This is a genomic window from Pseudomonas sp. NY15374, assembly GCF_048068255.1.
GTDB lineage: Bacteria > Pseudomonadota > Gammaproteobacteria > Pseudomonadales > Pseudomonadaceae > Aquipseudomonas > Aquipseudomonas machongensis.
Genome location: NZ_JBLUPZ010000001.1, coordinates 349,949 through 366,148, shown reverse-complemented (window position 1 = coordinate 366,148; position 16,200 = coordinate 349,949). Strand labels below are relative to the sequence as shown.

Here is a 16,200-nt window from a genome sequence, read left to right as displayed (position 1 = left end):
TGGCATGAAACTCGCACTGCACTGTACAGGCCGCCAATGCAATACACCCGCGACACCCTGCAGGCGCTTGGCGTTACGCACACCTGAAGGCACCCCATGCTGCGACTACATCCAGACTCCCCTACCCCGCTGGTCAACCAGATCATCGACGGGTTGCGCGAGCTCATCGACAACCAGACCCTCAAGCCCGGCGCCAAGGTGCCGTCTATCCGCGCGTTTGCCTCGACCTACTCGGTGAGCACCTTCACCGTGGTCGAAGCCTACGACCGCCTGGTGGCCCAGGGGCTGCTGGTCAGTCGCGGCAACGCGGGTTTCTTCGTCAGCCGCTCGGCGGGCGAGTTGCTCGACACGCATACCCCGCAAGCTGACACAACCCGACCATCGTTCAACTCCGAGTGGTACCTGCAACAGATCTTCGAAACCCGCCAACTGCCGTTCAAACCCGGCTGCGGCTGGCTGCCCAACGACTGGATGTACGAAGATGGCTTGCGTCGCGGCATGCGCCAGGTGGCCGGCAGCCCGCTGGAGCTGTCTGGCTATGGTGATCCGATGGGCCTGCCTGAACTGCGCGCGCTGACCGCGCAGAACCTGCAGCAGGAGCTGTCGATCGTCGCCAGCCCTGCGCAACTGATGCTCACCCATGGCGCCAGCCAGGCGCTGGACCTGGCCGTGCGCACCCTGGTGCGACCGGGTGACGTGGTGCTGGTGGACGACCCAGGCTATCCCAACCTGATGAGCATCCTGCGCTTTCAGGGCGCGACCTTGGTGGGCGTCCCCCGCACACCGGTGGGCTACGACCTCGACCAGTTGGAGCGCTTGCTCGCCCACCATCGCCCGACGGTGTTCTTCACCCAGCCACACCTGCACAGCCCGACCTGTTCGCGCACGCCGCTCGCGCAGTTGCACCGCCTGCTGCAACTGGCGTCGCAGCATGGTTTGCGCCTGGTGGAGAACAACCTCTACGCCGACATGATCGCCGAGCCACAGCCGTGCCTTGCCAGCCTCGATCATCTGCAGCAGGTGGTATACGTGGGCAGCTACTCCAAGAGCATCTCGCCCAACGTGCGGGTGGGCTACCTGGTGGCCGAAGCCGAAGTGATGCAGCAGCTGTTGCAGCTGAAGATGCGTTCAGGGCTGACCACCTCGCAGGTGATGGAGCGGGTGGTGTACGCCGCAGTGATCGACGGTCGCTGGCGCAAGCACCTCAAGCGCCTGCGCCAGCGCCTGGCAGAAGCGCATCAGGAAGTGGGTAGACACCTGCATCGGCTGGGCTTCGAGCTGTTCATCGAGTCGGACGAAGGCATGTACATCTGGACCCGCCACCCGGCCATTCCCGATAGTGCGGCGCTGCTCGACGATGCGCTGGAACAGGGGATCATGCTTGGGCCTGGGCAATTGTTCATGGTCGATGCGCAGGCCACGGGGTGGATGCGGTTCAATGTGGCGTTCAGTACGGATCCCGGGATGTGGGAGTTGCTGGAGAAGGTGTTGGTGCGGCATGTCAGGCGAGGCTAATGAAAATCCCGACTCCTTACATCCAACCCCCGCAATAACCCACTGACATCCTCCAACCGCCGCGCGATCAGGTGTCTGACACCCTTTTCCTGCTCCAGGCGGCCACTGACCTTGAGCAATTGCGAGCCCACCAGGGCTCGCCGCTGTCGCTCGGCCAGATCCCGCCACACCACCACGTTGAGCATGCCGAACTCGTCTTCCAGGGTGACGAAGGTCACGCCGCTGGCCGTCTGGGGGCGCTGGCGACCCACGACGATGCCGGCCACGGCAACGCTGTCGCCATGGCTCAAGCCATCCAGCTCACGAGAGCTGCGGCAACCCAGCGCGCGCAGGCGTGAACGCAGCAGCGTCAAGGGATGCGGGCCAAGTGTGGTGCCCAGGGTCGCGTAGTCGGCGAACAGGTCTTCGGCGATGCTCGGCGCCGGCAAGCTCACTTCGCTTTCAGGCGCAGACTCGACCCCAGCGAACAACGGCAGTTGCGCCTGCACGGCAGCGACCTGCCAGCGCGCCTGATGGCGATCGCGAGCCAGGGCACGCAAGGCACCGGCATCGGCCAGGCGCGCGCGGGCGCGGCTGTCGAGGGACGCACGCAGGCACAGATCCTCGACATCCCGCCATGGCCGCTGCGCCCGCGCCTGCTCCAGGCGCCGGGCATCGTCCTCGCCGAAACCACGGACCTGCCGCAGCCCCAGGCGAATCGCCAGGGCATCACCGCCTTGCGGTTCCAGGGTGCAGTCCCAGACGCTGTGAACGACATCCACCGGTCGCACCTCGATGCCCTGGCGACGGGCCTCCTGCAAAAGCTGGTCGGGGCTGTAGAACCCCATGGGCCAACTGTTGATCAACGCGCAGGTGAAGATCGCCGGCTCGTGGCACTTGAGCCAACTGCTGGCGTAGCACAGCAAGGCGAAACTGGCGGCGTGGGACTCGGGGAAGCCATAGCTGCCGAACCCCTTGATCTGCTCGAAGATGCGTTCGGCAAAGGCCAGCTCGTAACCATTGCGCAACATGCCGTCGAGCAAACGCAGCCGATGCGGCTCCAGCCCGCCATGACGCTTCCACGCCGCCATGCTGCGGCGCAACTGGTCGGCTTCGCCTGGGGTGTAGTCGGCCGCGACCATCGCCAGTTCCATTACCTGTTCCTGGAACAACGGCACACCCAGCGTGCGCTTGAAGACCGCCTTGAGCTTTTCCGAAGGATAGGTGACCGGCTCTTGCTTCAGACGCCGCCGCAGATAGGGATGCACCATGTCCCCCTGGATCGGCCCGGGCCGCACGATCGCCACCTCGATGACCAGGTCGTAGAAGGTGCGCGGCTGCAGGCGCGGCAGCATGGCCATCTGTGCCCGAGACTCGATCTGGAACACCCCCATGGTCTCGGCGCGGCTGATCATCGCGTAGGTGGCGGGGTCTTCCTGGGGGATGCTGGCCAGGGTCAGCTCGCGCCCACGGTGCAGCCGGAGCAGATCGAAACAACGGCGCAGGGCGCTGAGCATGCCCAGGGCAAGCACATCGACCTTGAGCAGACCCACCATGTCCAGGTCGTCCTTGTCCCACTGGATCACCGTGCGCTCGGGCATGGCGGCGTTCTCCACCGGCACCAGCTGGTCCAGTGGCTGCTCGCAGATCACGAAACCGCCAGGGTGCTGCGACAGGTGTCGAGGGAAACCGATCAACTCACCCGCCAGCACCAGGATACGCCGCAACGATGGGCTCTGCGCCTCGAAACCAGCCTCGGCCAGGCGCTGCGCATCGGGAATGCGATCGCTCCAGCGCCCGCAGCATTTGGCCAGGGCATCCACCTGGTCGCTCGGCAGACCCAGCACCCGAGCCACGTCACGCACGGCGCCAGCAGCGTGATAGGTGCTGACCACCGCGGTAAGCGCCGCGCGGTGCCGGCCATAGCGCCTGAACACATACTGGATCACCTCTTCGCGGCGGTCGTGTTCGAAGTCCACGTCGATGTCGGGCGGTTCATTGCGCTCACGTGAGAGAAAGCGCTCGAACAGCAGGCGGTGAGTCATCGGGTCGAGCTCGGTGATCCCCAGCACGAAACACACCACCGAGTTGGCGGCAGATCCCCGCCCCTGGCAGAGAATGTTTTGTCGACGGGCGAAATCGACGATGTCGTAGACGGTGAGGAAGTAACTCTCGTAGCCCAACTCCTCGATCAGCGCCAGCTCGCCTTCGAGGGTCTGGTACACCTCGGCGCTGGCGCCCTGCGGCCAGCGTATCGACAGGCGCTGCTCGCACAGGTGACGCAACCAGCTCGCCGGGCTGTGGCCTTCCGGGACCAGCTCACGGGGGTACTGGTACTTCAGCTCGCTGAGGTCGAAGCGGCAGCGCTCGGCAATGACCAGGGTTTCGCTCAGCAGGTCGCCGGGGTGCAGCTCGGCCAGTTGCTCGCGGCTGCGCAGGTGGCGTTCGCCATTGGGGTAGAGGTAACGCCCGGCCTCGGCCACCGTGCAGTGCTGGCGGATCGCCGTCATGCAGTCCTGCAAGGCGCGACGACCACGGACATGCATGTGCACGTCGCCACAGGCCACGGCGCGAATCGCCAGTTGCCCGGCCAGGGTACGCAAACGCTGCAAGCGCGCTGCGTCGTCGCTGCCACGGTGCTGGTGCACTGCCAGCCACAGCCGCTCGGGGAACAGTGCCTGCAACCAGCGGCCGGGTTCGGGGTCGCCAGGGTCGTCAGCGATCCACAGCGCCAGCAAGCCTGAGCAATGCGCCTGCAGGTCTTCGGCCAGCAATCGATACTCGCCCTTCTCTGCCCGGCGCCGCGCGCGGGTAATGAGCGCGCAGAGGCTCTGGTAGCCGGTCAGGTTCTCCACCAGCAGCACCAGGCGCGGCCCATCCTGCACCTGCACTTCGCTGCCGACGATCAGCCGTACGCCATGCTCGCGGGCCGCCTGCCAGGCGCGGACAATCCCGGCCAGGGTACATTCGTCGGTGATTGCCAGGGCCTGATAGCCCTGCTCTTGGGCACGACGAAACAGCTCGTCGGCGCTGGAGGCACCGCGCTGAAAACTGAAATTCGACAGGCAATGCAGCTCGGCGTACTCAGGCAGGCTCATGCGAACCAGCCCTGCAGCCACAAGGGGCCGGGTTGGGCGAGGTCGCGGTAGGCCCAACCGCGCAACCCTTCGCGGGTTTCGATGCGGTAGTAGTCGCGGCGCACATCACCGCCATCCCACCAGCCCGATTCGATGCGCTCGGCTTGGCCAAGCCATTGCAGGCCGCCCTCGGGCAAGGCCAGTGCCTGGGGCAGCAACCAGCCAGGACGGCTGCCGGGCGCGACCGCCAGGCTGCCCGCAGCGCCCTGCTCGCTGGCCTGCCAGGCATGCTCGGGACGATGATCGGCTTCGGCGCGCAGCCCCATGACCGCCTCGTCGCCCAACCGGGCACGCAAGCGCTCGCGCAACTGCTCCCAGGGCTGGGCTTGCTGCGAACGCGGATCGAACAGCGCGCGATGCTGTGGCACGAACGCTGGCAGGTCGGCGGCCAGCAGGCGCACGTTGCGCACCGGCGCCGGAATGCGCAGCGGTTCCAGCCGGCCACGGGCCAGTTCGAAGAGCATCGCCGCTTCGCGCTCGGCCGCCAGCAAGCCGACCTTCAGCACGGTATCCGGCCCTTCTACATGCTCCAGATGTAGCTCGAAGCGCTGCACACCGCAGTCACGCCCGGCAAGAAAAGCGGCCAGATCATTGATCAGCCGGCGCAGGGGAAACAGTAATGCCTGGTGCGATTCCACATCGAAATTCAGCTCCAGCCTGGACTCGAACCGGTCTGGCGGCTGATAGAAATCCAGCCCCAGCGCACGCTGGCCGAAGAGTTGGTCCAGGTGCAACTGCACAGGCGCAGCAAAACGCTTGGCCAGGGCATCACGCGGCAAGGCCATGACCTCGCCCAGCCGGCGCAACCCCATGCGCGAGAGGGCCTGGGCGGCATCGGCAGGCAAGCCGACCCGATCCAGAGGCATGTTCGCCAATGCTGCGCGCGTCTGCTCGGCGCAGGTCAGCGCCAGGCCATCGTGCCCGTTGACCAGCATGCGCGCCGCCACCGGATTGCTCGCCAGCACAATGCGATGACGCAGGCCGAGTTCCTGCAGTTCTGTACGCAGACGCGCCTCGAAACTCGCCCACGGACCGAACAGTTGCAGGCTCGACCCCACCTCCAGCAACAACGCACGCGGATAGTGCAGGCTGACCTGAGCGCTGAACCGATAGGCCCAGGCCGCTAACAGTTGCTGTACTTCGTCGATGCGCGCCGGATCGGCCTCGACACAGGTGAAGCCGTCAGCCAGAGCCCGGGCGGCAGTCAGCGTCTGCCCAGCGCGCAGCCCCAGGTCGGCGGCCGCCGCATTGACCGCCTGCAACACCCGTCGTTGCGCTGGGCCGCCAAGCAGGACCAGCGGCGAATCGGCGTCGTCCCGCCCGCGCTGAACAGTGTCCAGCGCCAGCTGCGGCAGCAGGATGCAGGCCCAGAGCATGGCGCATCAGCCTCGTCCGGGAGCGGCGATGGGCGTGGCCGGCACCAGGCCGCCACGGCACTTGAGCACTCGCCACTGTGCCGGACGCGTATCGAGGGCGATACGCAAAGCCGCAGGCGACGGGTTGTGCGCCGCCTGCTGGGGTCGGCAGGCGAAGGCCAGCGCCTCACCGGTTTCAGCGGCGACCTGCAAGCGGCGCAATGAGCGGTCATCGGCGCGCTCCGGCCAGCACAGCACCGCCGCACAACTGCCAGAGCGCAGGCACTGCTCGGCAGCCCACAGGGCCTCGTCTGGCTCGGCCGCGACCTGCGCCAGCCAGCGCAGATCGACGCCTGCCGCCTGCCAGGCCGGCGCATAGGGAATGAACGGCGGCGCTACCAGCACCACCCGCCCACCCTCGCCGCTCAGCCGGGCGAGGGTCGGCCAGAGCAACTGCAGTTCACCACAACCGGGGCTGGCCAGCAGCAACTCGCTGAGCGCCGCCGATGGCCAGCCCCCTTCAGGCAGGCGCTCGTCCAGCGCGGCATGACCAGTGGGCTGCAAGCCGAGCGGGCGCGCCTGGACCTGCCGCCCACGCCAGATTCGGCGCTGGTCGAGCAACCCATCGAGATCGACTACCGCGCCCATCAGTCACGCCTCAGCAGGCCGCAGAACACACCTTCGATGCAGAAGTCGTGCTCGGGGCCCACGTCGATGGGGGCATAGGCCGGGTTGCGTGGCAGCAGCCGATAGCCACCCGCCACCCGTTCCAGGCGCTTGATGGTGACCTCGCCATCGAGCCGTGCAACGACGATCTGCCCGTCGCGAGCATCGCCCTGCTGGAGAATGCCGACCAGATCGCCGTCGAGGATACCGTCGCCGATCATCGAATCGCCGCGCACCTTGAGCAGGTAGTCGGGCGTGCGGCGGAACAGGCTGGGGTCGATCAGCAATTGTTCGTGGATGCCCAGGTCCGGACCGATCGGCGCACCGGCGGCGACCCGGCCAAGCACCGGAATCTCGAGGATTTCCGGTCGGCGCAGCGGTTCGGCCAGGCGAATACCCCGCGCCTGGTTAGGCGTGACCTCGATGTAACCACCCTCATGCAGGGCAGTGATGTGCTTGCGCGCCACGCTGCGCGAGGCGAAACCGAAGCGCTCGGCGATATCGGCCAGGCTCGGCGGCTGGCCGTGGTCGGCGATGCGCTCGCGGATGAATTCGAGAATGGCGCGGCGTTTGGGGGATAGTTTGTCCATAGAGCACATTTGTACTCTTTTCCGAAAACACTGAACAGCCCCCTTCGTCGCCGAGTTTGGCTATGATGGCTGCTGAATTGTTTCTTCACTGCCAGGATGCCCGATGCTGACCGCCCTGCTGTTCGACCTCGATGGGACCCTCACCGACACCGACACCCTGCACCTGCAGGCGTTTCGCAAGCTGCTGCACGATTACGACGGCCGCGAACTGACCCAGGAGCAATTCAACGCCCAGGTCAGCGGCCGCTCCAATGGCCTGCTGTTCAAGGAGCTGTTCCCCCAGGCCGATGCCGCCGAGTGCAAGCACCTGGCCGACCGCAAGGAGGCGCTGTTCCGCGAAATGTCGCCCACGCTCGAGCCGATGCCGGGCCTGCTGCGCCTGCTGGAGCACGCCGAGCGCCATGGCATCGGCATGTGCGTGGTGACCAATGCCCCGCGGCTGAACGCCGAGCACATGCTGGGGGCCATGGGCCTGGGCGAGCGCTTCGAGCATGTGCTGGTGGCCGACGAACTGGCCCGGCCCAAGCCCGACCCACTGCCCTACCTCACCGGCCTCCAGCGCCTGGAAGCCAAGGCCGCGCAGGCACTGGCTTTCGAAGACTCGCTGCCCGGCGTCAAGGCGGCGGTCGACGCCGGGATCTTCACCGTGGCCCTGGCCACCACCCAGCCGGCCGAGCGCCTGCTGCAGGCCGGCGCGCAACTGGTGATCGAGGATTACAACGACCCACGGCTGTGGGCGTTGATCGAACAGATGCAGGCTTGACTCTCGCCTCGGTAGGCGCGGCGGTTCGCCGCTGCGACGTGTTCCGCGCCTACCGAAGGGTGGGTCAAGCCCGCCGAGCAACCATCAGGAAGATCACCAGCGCCAGCCCCGGCAATACCGCGCCCACCAGCGCCACGCCATTCCAGCCATAACCCGCATACAAGGCACTGGCCACTGCCGAACCCAGGGCACCGCCGATGAAGATGCTGGTCATGTACACGGCATTGAGCCGCCCGCGGCTGGCTGGGTCCAGTGCGTAGATCTCACGCTGGCCGATCACCATGTTCATCTGCACGGCGAAGTCCAGCAGCACCCCGGTCAACCCCAGGCCGATCACGCTGTAGCCCGGCGCGCTCAGCCCGAACAGCAGCGACAACGGCGCCAGCACCAGGGCCAGCAACGACGCCTGGCGCGCATGCCCGGCATCGGCAAGGCGCCCGGCAATCGGGGCCGCAATGGCGCCCACCGCGCCCACCAATGCGAACAAGGCGATCTGGCTCTGCGACAGGCCATGCTCGGTTGCCAGTGCCAGCGGCACGGCGGTCCAGTACAGGCTGAACGTCGCGAACATCAAGCCTTGATACAGCGAGCGCTGGCGCAGCAACGGGTAGCGCCGCAGCAGCCCGCCCAGCGAGGCCATCAACTCGACGTAGCTGGCCTTGTGCTCCGGCACCCGCCGCGGCAGGGTCACGGCCAGCAGCACGACGATTGCCGCCATCAGCACCGCCGCCCCCAGGAACACGGCACGCCAGCCGAAGTGATCGGCCACCAGGCTCGACAAGGGCCGCGCCAGCAGGATGCCCAACAGCAGGCCACCCATGATGTTGCCCACCACCCGGCCCCGCTGTTGCTCCGGCGACAGATGCGCAGCCAGTGGGATCAGCATCTGCACCGCCACCGAACTGAAGCCGATCAGCAAGGCATAACCGAGAAACAGCTCACCTTGGCCGTGCCCGCTGCTGCCCGCCAGGAGCAGACTGGCGCAGGACAGCACAGCCGTGGCGATCATCAGCCGACGGTTCTCCACCAGGTCGGCCAACGGCACCAGCAACAGCAGCCCCAGGGCGTAGCCCAGCTGGGTGAGCGAGACGATCAGGCTGGCACGCTCGGTGGACAGCCCAAGGTCCGGCGCGATCAGGCCGACGATGGGTTGGGCGTAGTAGATGTTGGCAACGATGGCACCGCAGCAGAACGCCAGCAGTGTCACCAGGCCTCGGCTCAGTGACGTGCCGGATGTAGAGGAAGTCGCTAAAGAAGCAGTCATTTCAGATTATTCACACATGGCAAGACATGCCACGCACCTTAGCGGCCAGGGCCTGCCGAGGGAATCGGAACGCAACGCAAAGCGGCTTTGCGCCAGGCGCAACGCCACCACGCTCAGGGCCTGAGCAACGACTCGCAGAACTCGATGAACGCCGTTACCCGCCGCGACCAGCGATGGTTGGGCAGGTACAGGGCGTTGATATTGCAACTGGCAGCGATCGGATTGGCCTGCCAGCCCGGGAACAACCGCACCAGACGCCCGGCAGCGACATCGTCGCGCACCAGCCAGTCTGCCAGCAGGCTGACGCCACTGCCCGCCACCGCCGCCTCGCGCAGCAAGTCGGAGTTGGCGCAGCGCAAGGGCCCGGCCACATCCACCTCGATCAGCTCGTCTCCTTGGCGCAGTTGCCAAGGTCGCCCCAGGCCGCTATAGCGAAAGCGCAAACAGGCATGCTCGCTCAACTGCGCGGGGTGTTCGAGCGCAGCATGGCTGGCCAGGTAATCCGGACTGGCCACCAGCCAGCGTTCGAAAGTGCCCAGGGTGCGACTGACCAGCTCGTCGCTCGGCGCCGGATCACCCAGGCGAATGGACAGGTCGTAGCGCCCGTCGAGCAAATCGTCGAAGCGGTCGCTCAGGTCGATATCCAGCTCCAGCGAGGGGTAGCGGGCCATGAAGCGGCCCAGGTGCGGCGCAATCATCCGCCGCCCGAACTCCACCGGCAGGCACAGGCGTAGCACGCCCACCGGTTCCTGCCCGCGATCGGCGACGCTGGCATCGGCCTCGGCCAAGGCCGCGACGATAGCGCGGGCGCGCTGGTAGTAGCCGACACCCGCCTCGGTCAGGCTGACCTGCCGGGTCGAGCGGTTGAGCAGGCTGGTACCCAGCTCGCTTTCCAACGCATCGACCAGGCGTGTCACCGACGAGGTCGCAACCCCGAGCCGTCGGCCGGCAGCAGAAAAGCCCTGGGCTTCAACAGTCGCCATGAACATCTTGATGGCCAGCAGCTTGTCCATTGGCGTGATTCCTTGCGCAGTGCCGTAAAGTAGCTCCGTAAGGTAGCTCCGTAACAACCTAGCTCCGTGCGGAAAATCCCGGAACCTTCCTACAATCACCGTCCGGAATCAAGAAAGGCAAACGTCCATGCCCGACAACCTGTTCAGCCCCCTGCCCCCGCTCGACCCTGCGGCCGCCGAGCAATTCGACGAACTGCTGCGCCGCCCAGGGCTGCGCATCGAGCGCATCGTCTCCAGCGGCCAATGCAGTCCGCCCGATTTCTGGTACGACCAGGCCGAAGGCGAGTGGGTGGTGGTTCTCACCGGCAGCGCCGGGTTACGCCTGGAGCACGAAAGCGAAACGCGGGTACTGAAGGCAGGCGACCACCTGGATATCCCGCCGCATTGCCGACATCGCGTGGAGTGGACGCAGGCCGATGCGACGACGGTCTGGCTGGCAGTGTTCTACACAGCCCCTACGCGCTAGAGCTGCTTGAGCGCGATGTCTCCTGCCCCACCCTTGCCATCGCGCCGCTCGCTCATCCAGTCATTGACCTTCTGCCCGAACTCGGCCGGCGCCTTGCGCCCGAAGCGCCGCGCCAGGTCGAGGATGGTCTGCTGGGCCAGTGCCTCTTCCATGCGTTTCTGCGCGCCGAGCATCACCGCATGGATGGCACAGGTACCCTCGGTGGCCCAGCCGGGCGCTGCGCCGTCGAACAGCGAGCAGCGCTCGCGGATCTCGCGGCAATCGAAGATCTTCTTCGGTCCATCGATGGCGTTGACGATATCCAGCACGGTGATTTCGTCCGAAGGCCGGGCCAGGCGAAAACCGCCACGCACGCCCTCGGTGGCCGCCACCAGCCCGGCACGCGCCAGCTTGGTGAAGACCTTGGCCAGGTATTCCTGCGGCACCCCTTGCAGTTCGGCGAGATCACGCACGCTGGACTCGCGGCTGTCGCCGCGCTCGTCGATGAGGAACAGCAGGCAGTGAATGCCGTACTCGACGCCCGCGCTGTATAACGACATATCAATCTCCGACCAAATTTGTCGCAAATAGTACGCCCTTCCCCAGAAACTGGCAAAGCCATCGGCCACCATCGGTCGCCTGCCTATTTTCCTCAATCACCCAGAACCCTTGATTTATCGCTGGTTCACCTGCAAAGCGAGGGCCGCCTGCGACTGCCCGCTAAAAAAAAGCTTGTCGCTTTAAACTACGACCAATAGAGTCGTAGTTATTCGGCAAGCGCAGCAACGCACGCCGGACCTCGACCCAAACCCCTTCGATCCTCTCGCGGAGCCTGTCCATGAACCCACACATCCTGATCATCGGTGCCGGTTTTGCCGGCGTCTGGAGCGCCCTGAGCGCCGCCCGCCTGCTCGACCTCGCCAAGCGTGGCGACATCCACATCAGCGTGCTCGCGCCGCAGGCCGAACTGCGCATCCGGCCGCGCTTCTACGAAGCCGATGTGCACACCATGAAAGCGCCGCTTGGCGAGCTGTTCGAGGCTGTAGGGGTGAATTTCATCCAGGGCCATGCCCAATCCATCGATGCCGACGCACGTTCGGTCGCCTATATCGACGCCAATGGCCAGACCCGCCAACTGGGTTACGAGCGCCTGGTACTGGCCGCCGGCAGCCAGGTTGCCCGCCCTGCCGTACCGGGTCTGGACCAGCACAGCTTCGATGTCGACCAGATGGAGTCGGCGATCAAGCTGGAGCAACACCTGACCGACCTCGCCAGCCTGCCGGCCTCCCCGGCCCGCAACACCGTGGTGGTGTGCGGCGGCGGTTTCACCGGCATCGAGACCGCCACCGAAATGCCTGCCCGCTTGCGCGCAGTACTCGGCGAGCAGGCCAATATCCGCGTGATCGTGATCGATCGCGGCGCACAGGTCGGTGCAGCCCTGGGTGCAGGCATCACCCCAGCCATCGTTGCCGCCTCGCAGCACGCCGGCGTGCAATGGCTCACCAATGCTTCGGTGATCGCGGTGGATGCCGGTGGCGTAACCCTGGATAACGGCGAGTACATCGCCAGCAAGACGGTGATCTGGACCGCAGGCGTCAAGGCCAGCCCGCTGACCGCGCAGATCGCCGGCGAACGTGATGCCCAGGGTCGCCTGCGCGTCGACGAGCACCTCAAGGTCATCGGCCAGCAGCATATCTACGCCACCGGCGACGTGGCCTGGGCCGCAGTCGATGACCTGGGCAACCACGCGCTGATGACCTGCCAGCACGCCATCCCCATGGGCCGTCACTCGGGCAACAACGCCATGGCCGACCTGCTCGGCGAGGCGCCGGTGGTGTATCGCCAGCCCAAGTACGTCACCTGCCTCGACCTGGGCGACTGGGGCGCGGCGTTCAGCGAAGGGTGGGACCGTGAACTGAAGCTGCAGGGCGATGAAGGCAAGCAGCTCAAGCGCCAGATCAACTCGGTGTGGATCTACCCGCCCGAGGCTGATCGCAGCAAGGCCCTGGCCGCTGCCGATCCAATGATCGCCATCGTTTAAGCGAATAAACCTGACAGATCCGTCAAAAAATGACGGATCTGTTTATACGTGTAGTTACATTGAATGACTGGTCAATAATAGTGGCACCGTGGCATTATTGACGTCAAAAAACCTACTAAAGTTAAGGACATTGTACTTTCCCGCAGCGCACCGAGACGCCTGGCCCCTTTCGCCGATTCCGGCACCACGACCCAGCGCTTGAAGCCTGCACGCCACATTCAAGGAGTAGCTCCATGCACTTAAGGAATATGAAGATCGGTATCCGGGCAGCCAGCGTATTTACGCTGCTGGGCGTTCTGGTGCTGGTCATGGGTCTGATATCGCTGTACGAAACCCGGCGCATGGACAGCGCCACCGATGAAATCCGCGTCACCTGGATGCCGGCGATCATTGCCCTGAACGAGGTCGGCACCAATCTCGGCCGCGCCCGTGCCATGACCCTGCGCAGCGTGATCGAGGAAGATCCCGCCGTCCGCCAGACCACCCTCGGCCGCATCGGCGAGATCAATACTTCGCTCGAAGCAGGCATCAAAACCTACGAATCGACCATCATCGAAAAGGACGACCGCGCCCTGTTCGATAACTTCGTCTCTCTCTCCCAGCGCTACCACGGCCTGCAGAAGTCGATCCGCGATGCCGCGGCCAACGGCGACATTGCCGAGGCCAGGCGCCTGGTCAACGGCCCGCTGGCCGAGTACGCCGACTCGATGATGAAAGCGCTCGGCACCCTGATGCAGTACAACTCCGACGGTGCCGACAAAGCCTCGCAGCGCAGCAGTGACGCCTATGAAGAAGCCTTTACACTGATCGTGCTGTCGCTGGTGGTGATCATCCTCGCGCTGGTGGCCATCGCCGTGCTGCTGACCCGCAGCATCGTCGTACCGCTGGCCGCAGCCGTGAGCGTTGCCGAGCGCGTGGCCACCGGCGACCTGACCCAGGAAATCCGCATCGTCGGTCGTGACGAGCCGGCGCTGCTGCTGCGGGCCTTGAGCCGCATGCAGGAAAGCCTGCGCGACACCATCCGCAAGATCGCGGCCTCGTCCGACCAGTTGGCCTCGGCGTCCGAAGAGCTGCACACCGTCACCGAAGACACCAGCCGCGGCCTGCACCAGCAAAGCGCGGAGATCGACCAGGCCGCCACTGCGGTCAACCAGATGACGGCTGCGGTGGAGGAAGTGGCCAACAACGCGGTCAGCACCGCCGACGCCTCCAAAGGCGCCGACCAGACCACCCGCGATGGCCGCGACCAGGTCAACCAGGCGCTGAGTTCGATCCAGCAACTGGTCGAGGACGTCACCGGCACCTCCAGCGAGATCGAACAACTGGCCACCAGCGCCAACGAAATCAGCCGCGTGCTCGATGTGATTGGCTCGATTGCCGGGCAAACCAACCTGCTGGCGCTCAACGCCGCCATCGAGGCGGCACGGGCCGGTGAAGCCGGACGTGGCTTTGCCGTAGTCGCCGATGAAGTGCGCGCGCTGGCCCACCGGACCCAGCAGTCCACGGCCGAGATCGAGCAGATGATCGGGGGTATCCAGACCGGCACCGAGCGCGCCGTGGGTTCGATGCACAGCAGCCAGGGCCGTGCCAGCGGCACCCTGGAGATCGCCGAGGCCGCAGGTCAGGCACTGGAGCTGATTGCCGAGGCGATCGCCGCGATCAACCAGCGCAACCTCGTGATCGCCAGCGCGTCCGAAGAGCAGGCCCAGGTGGCGCGTGAGGTAGACCGCAATCTGGTGAACATCCGTGACCTGGCGATGCAGACCTCTGCGGGAGCCAACCAGACCAGCGCCGCGGCGCAGGACCTCTCGCGCCTGGCGGTGGAATTGAACGGGATGGTGGCGCAGTTCAAGGTGTGAACTGAAACACCGAGGGCCGCTTTGCGGCCCTCTTGCACATCAACTAGTCGCTCACACCTAGCGCACGTCCCGCCTTCAGCGCCTTGCCGCGAGTGGCCAGGCAATAATAGAGCGGCACCGTCACCAGCAACCCGAACAGCCACGACAGGTCGGCGCCTTCGACGATGTTCGAATACGGCCCCACATACAGCGCCGTATTGGCGAACGGCAGTTGCACCAGGATCCCGCATACATAGGCAACGATGGCGTGGTGGTTGAAGCGACCGTAGATGCCGCCATCGGCGCGGAAGAACGAGGCGATGTCGTATTCGCCCTTCTTGATCAGGTAGAAGTCGACCAGGTTGATCGACGCCCAGGGCACCAGCACCAGCAGCAGTGCCAGGATCAGGCCGATGAACTGGCCGATGAACCCCGCCGAGGCATTCAGCGCCACCAGCCCGCACCCGAACAGGATCACCGACGCCAGCACTACCCGCACCCGCACGCTCGGCGTCCAGTGAGCGACGAACGTCTGGATCGCGGTGACGATCGACAGCACCGCGCCATACAGATTCAGCGCGTTGTGGCTGATGATGTTGAGCAGGAACAGCACCATCAGGACCGGCCCCAGCCAGCCAGTGGCCTGCTTGACCGCATCCATCGCATCAGTGCCTTCAGGCACGCACAACACCGCCACCGCCCCGAAGCTGAAACACAGGATGGTGCCCAGGGTCGCGCCGAAATAGGTCGCCCAGAACGGCTTGGCGATACCGATCTCGCGCGGCAGGTAGCGCGAGTAATCGGAGGTGTAGGGCGAGAAGCTGATCTGCCAGATGGTGCCCAGCGACACCGTGGCGATGAAGCCCGACAGGTTGAAGGCCCCGCGACTGAAGAAGTCGGCTGGCAGCTCCTGGGCGAACATCATGATGAAGCCGGCCAGCAGCGCCGAGCCCATCACCCAGGTACCGATGCGGTTCAGGCTATGGATGAAGCGATAGCCGATCACGCCAATGGCCGTGGCACTCAGGGCACCGATGACGATAGCCGTGGGCATCGGCACGCTCGGGGCGATGCCGTGGATCGACTTGCCCGCCAGGACGATGTTGGAAATGAAGAAGCCGACATAGATCAGCGCGGTGAAGAACACGATCAGCAATGCGCCGTAGCGCCCGAACTGGCCGCGGCTCTGCACCATCTGCGGAATGCCCAGCTGCGGTCCCTGCGCAGAGGCCAGGGCGATGACGATCCCGCCCAGCAGATGCCCCATCACGATGGCGACCAGGCCCCACAGCAGGTTCAGGTGGAACACCTGGACCACCATCGCGCCGGTGACGATCGGCAGTGGCGCGATATTGGTACTGAACCAGAGGGTGAAGAGGTCGCGCGCCTTCCCGTGGCGCTCGGAGGGGGGAACATGATCGACCGTGTGATTCTCGACAAACTGGTGTTGCGACGACGGTTGGGACATAGGATTTCAGCTCGAAAGGATCATTTTTATCTTTGTATGGAAACCGCTCGGGGCGGCCTCTCAGCTGAAGACCATATTATGGTATTCCAAACTTTTGACAACACTGCGCTGTGCTTTTTCAGCGCA

General features: G+C 65.3%; 13 protein-coding genes. 5 read left to right on the top strand and 8 right to left on the bottom strand.

Features of this window, described 5'->3' with window-relative positions; genetic code table 11:
- Window positions 1–96: 96 nt before the first annotated feature.
- The gene (locus tag ACNFHO_RS01910; RefSeq protein WP_054891567.1) at window positions 97–1,515 is read left to right on the top strand and encodes a PLP-dependent aminotransferase family protein; all 1,419 of its coding nucleotides are present in this window, start codon (window positions 97–99) and stop codon (window positions 1,513–1,515) included.
- Here ACNFHO_RS01910 and ACNFHO_RS01905 read toward each other — a convergent pair.
- From ACNFHO_RS01905 to lexA, 4 genes are read right to left on the bottom strand one after another with little or no spacing between them, the layout of a single operon-like run.
- Window positions 1,512–4,592 carry an error-prone DNA polymerase gene (locus tag ACNFHO_RS01905; RefSeq protein ID WP_416764975.1) on the bottom strand — a complete coding sequence of 1,027 codons (3,081 nt, stop codon included), beginning with the start codon at window positions 4,590–4,592 and terminating at the stop codon, window positions 1,512–1,514. The two genes, ACNFHO_RS01910 and ACNFHO_RS01905, sit on opposite strands and share 4 nt — an antisense overlap.
- The gene (locus ACNFHO_RS01900; RefSeq protein WP_063545263.1) at window positions 4,589–6,007 is read right to left on the bottom strand and encodes a Y-family DNA polymerase; all 1,419 of its coding nucleotides are present in this window, start codon (window positions 6,005–6,007) and stop codon (window positions 4,589–4,591) included. The genes ACNFHO_RS01905 and ACNFHO_RS01900 overlap by 4 nt, the downstream gene beginning before the upstream one ends.
- A gap of 6 nt (window positions 6,008–6,013) precedes the next feature.
- Window positions 6,014–6,634, bottom strand: a complete 621-nt coding sequence (gene imuA, locus ACNFHO_RS01895) for a translesion DNA synthesis-associated protein ImuA (protein WP_112898538.1) — start codon at window positions 6,632–6,634, stop codon at window positions 6,014–6,016.
- Window positions 6,634–7,251, bottom strand: a complete 618-nt coding sequence (lexA, locus tag ACNFHO_RS01890; RefSeq protein ID WP_416764972.1) for a transcriptional repressor LexA — start codon at window positions 7,249–7,251, stop codon at window positions 6,634–6,636. Before lexA ends, imuA begins: the two co-directional genes overlap by 1 nt.
- Before the next feature lie 94 nt (window positions 7,252–7,345).
- On the opposite strand from lexA, the gene ACNFHO_RS01885 reads away from it, so the two are divergent.
- Window positions 7,346–8,005 (top strand): HAD family hydrolase, encoded by a 660-nt coding sequence (locus ACNFHO_RS01885; protein WP_063545272.1) that lies wholly within the window; start codon window positions 7,346–7,348, stop codon window positions 8,003–8,005.
- A gap of 64 nt (window positions 8,006–8,069) precedes the next feature.
- Here ACNFHO_RS01885 and ACNFHO_RS01880 read toward each other — a convergent pair whose 3' ends face one another.
- On the bottom strand, window positions 8,070–9,269 hold the full coding sequence (locus ACNFHO_RS01880) for an MFS transporter (RefSeq protein ID WP_063545273.1): 1,200 nt from the start codon (window positions 9,267–9,269) through the stop codon (window positions 8,070–8,072).
- A gap of 113 nt (window positions 9,270–9,382) precedes the next feature.
- Complete coding sequence (locus ACNFHO_RS01875; protein ID WP_063545274.1) at window positions 9,383–10,282, bottom strand: LysR family transcriptional regulator; 900 nt, start codon at window positions 10,280–10,282, stop codon at window positions 9,383–9,385.
- 127 nt (window positions 10,283–10,409) lie between these two features.
- On the opposite strand from ACNFHO_RS01875, the gene ACNFHO_RS01870 reads away from it, so the two are divergent.
- Window positions 10,410–10,748 (top strand): cupin domain-containing protein, encoded by a 339-nt coding sequence (locus tag ACNFHO_RS01870; RefSeq protein ID WP_063545275.1) that lies wholly within the window; start codon window positions 10,410–10,412, stop codon window positions 10,746–10,748.
- Here the strand turns inward: ACNFHO_RS01870 and ACNFHO_RS01865 are convergent.
- Window positions 10,745–11,287 carry an RrF2 family transcriptional regulator gene (locus ACNFHO_RS01865; RefSeq protein WP_063545276.1) on the bottom strand — a complete coding sequence of 181 codons (543 nt, stop codon included), beginning with the start codon at window positions 11,285–11,287 and terminating at the stop codon, window positions 10,745–10,747. The two genes, ACNFHO_RS01870 and ACNFHO_RS01865, sit on opposite strands and share 4 nt — an antisense overlap.
- Before the next feature lie 278 nt (window positions 11,288–11,565).
- Here ACNFHO_RS01865 and ACNFHO_RS01860 point away from each other — a divergent pair, with 278 nt between their 5' ends.
- Both ACNFHO_RS01860 and ACNFHO_RS01855 read left to right on the top strand, forming a co-directional pair.
- Window positions 11,566–12,768, top strand: coding sequence for an NAD(P)/FAD-dependent oxidoreductase (locus tag ACNFHO_RS01860; RefSeq protein WP_063545277.1), 1,203 nt, complete (start codon window positions 11,566–11,568; stop codon window positions 12,766–12,768).
- 233 nt (window positions 12,769–13,001) lie between these two features.
- Window positions 13,002–14,627, top strand: coding sequence for a methyl-accepting chemotaxis protein (locus ACNFHO_RS01855; RefSeq protein ID WP_416764969.1), 1,626 nt, complete (start codon window positions 13,002–13,004; stop codon window positions 14,625–14,627).
- Between the two features lie 43 nt (window positions 14,628–14,670).
- On the opposite strand, the gene ACNFHO_RS01850 is transcribed toward ACNFHO_RS01855, so the two are convergent.
- Window positions 14,671–16,074, bottom strand: a complete 1,404-nt coding sequence (locus ACNFHO_RS01850; RefSeq protein WP_054892013.1) for a purine-cytosine permease family protein — start codon at window positions 16,072–16,074, stop codon at window positions 14,671–14,673.
- Window positions 16,075–16,200: the final 126 nt, after the last annotated feature.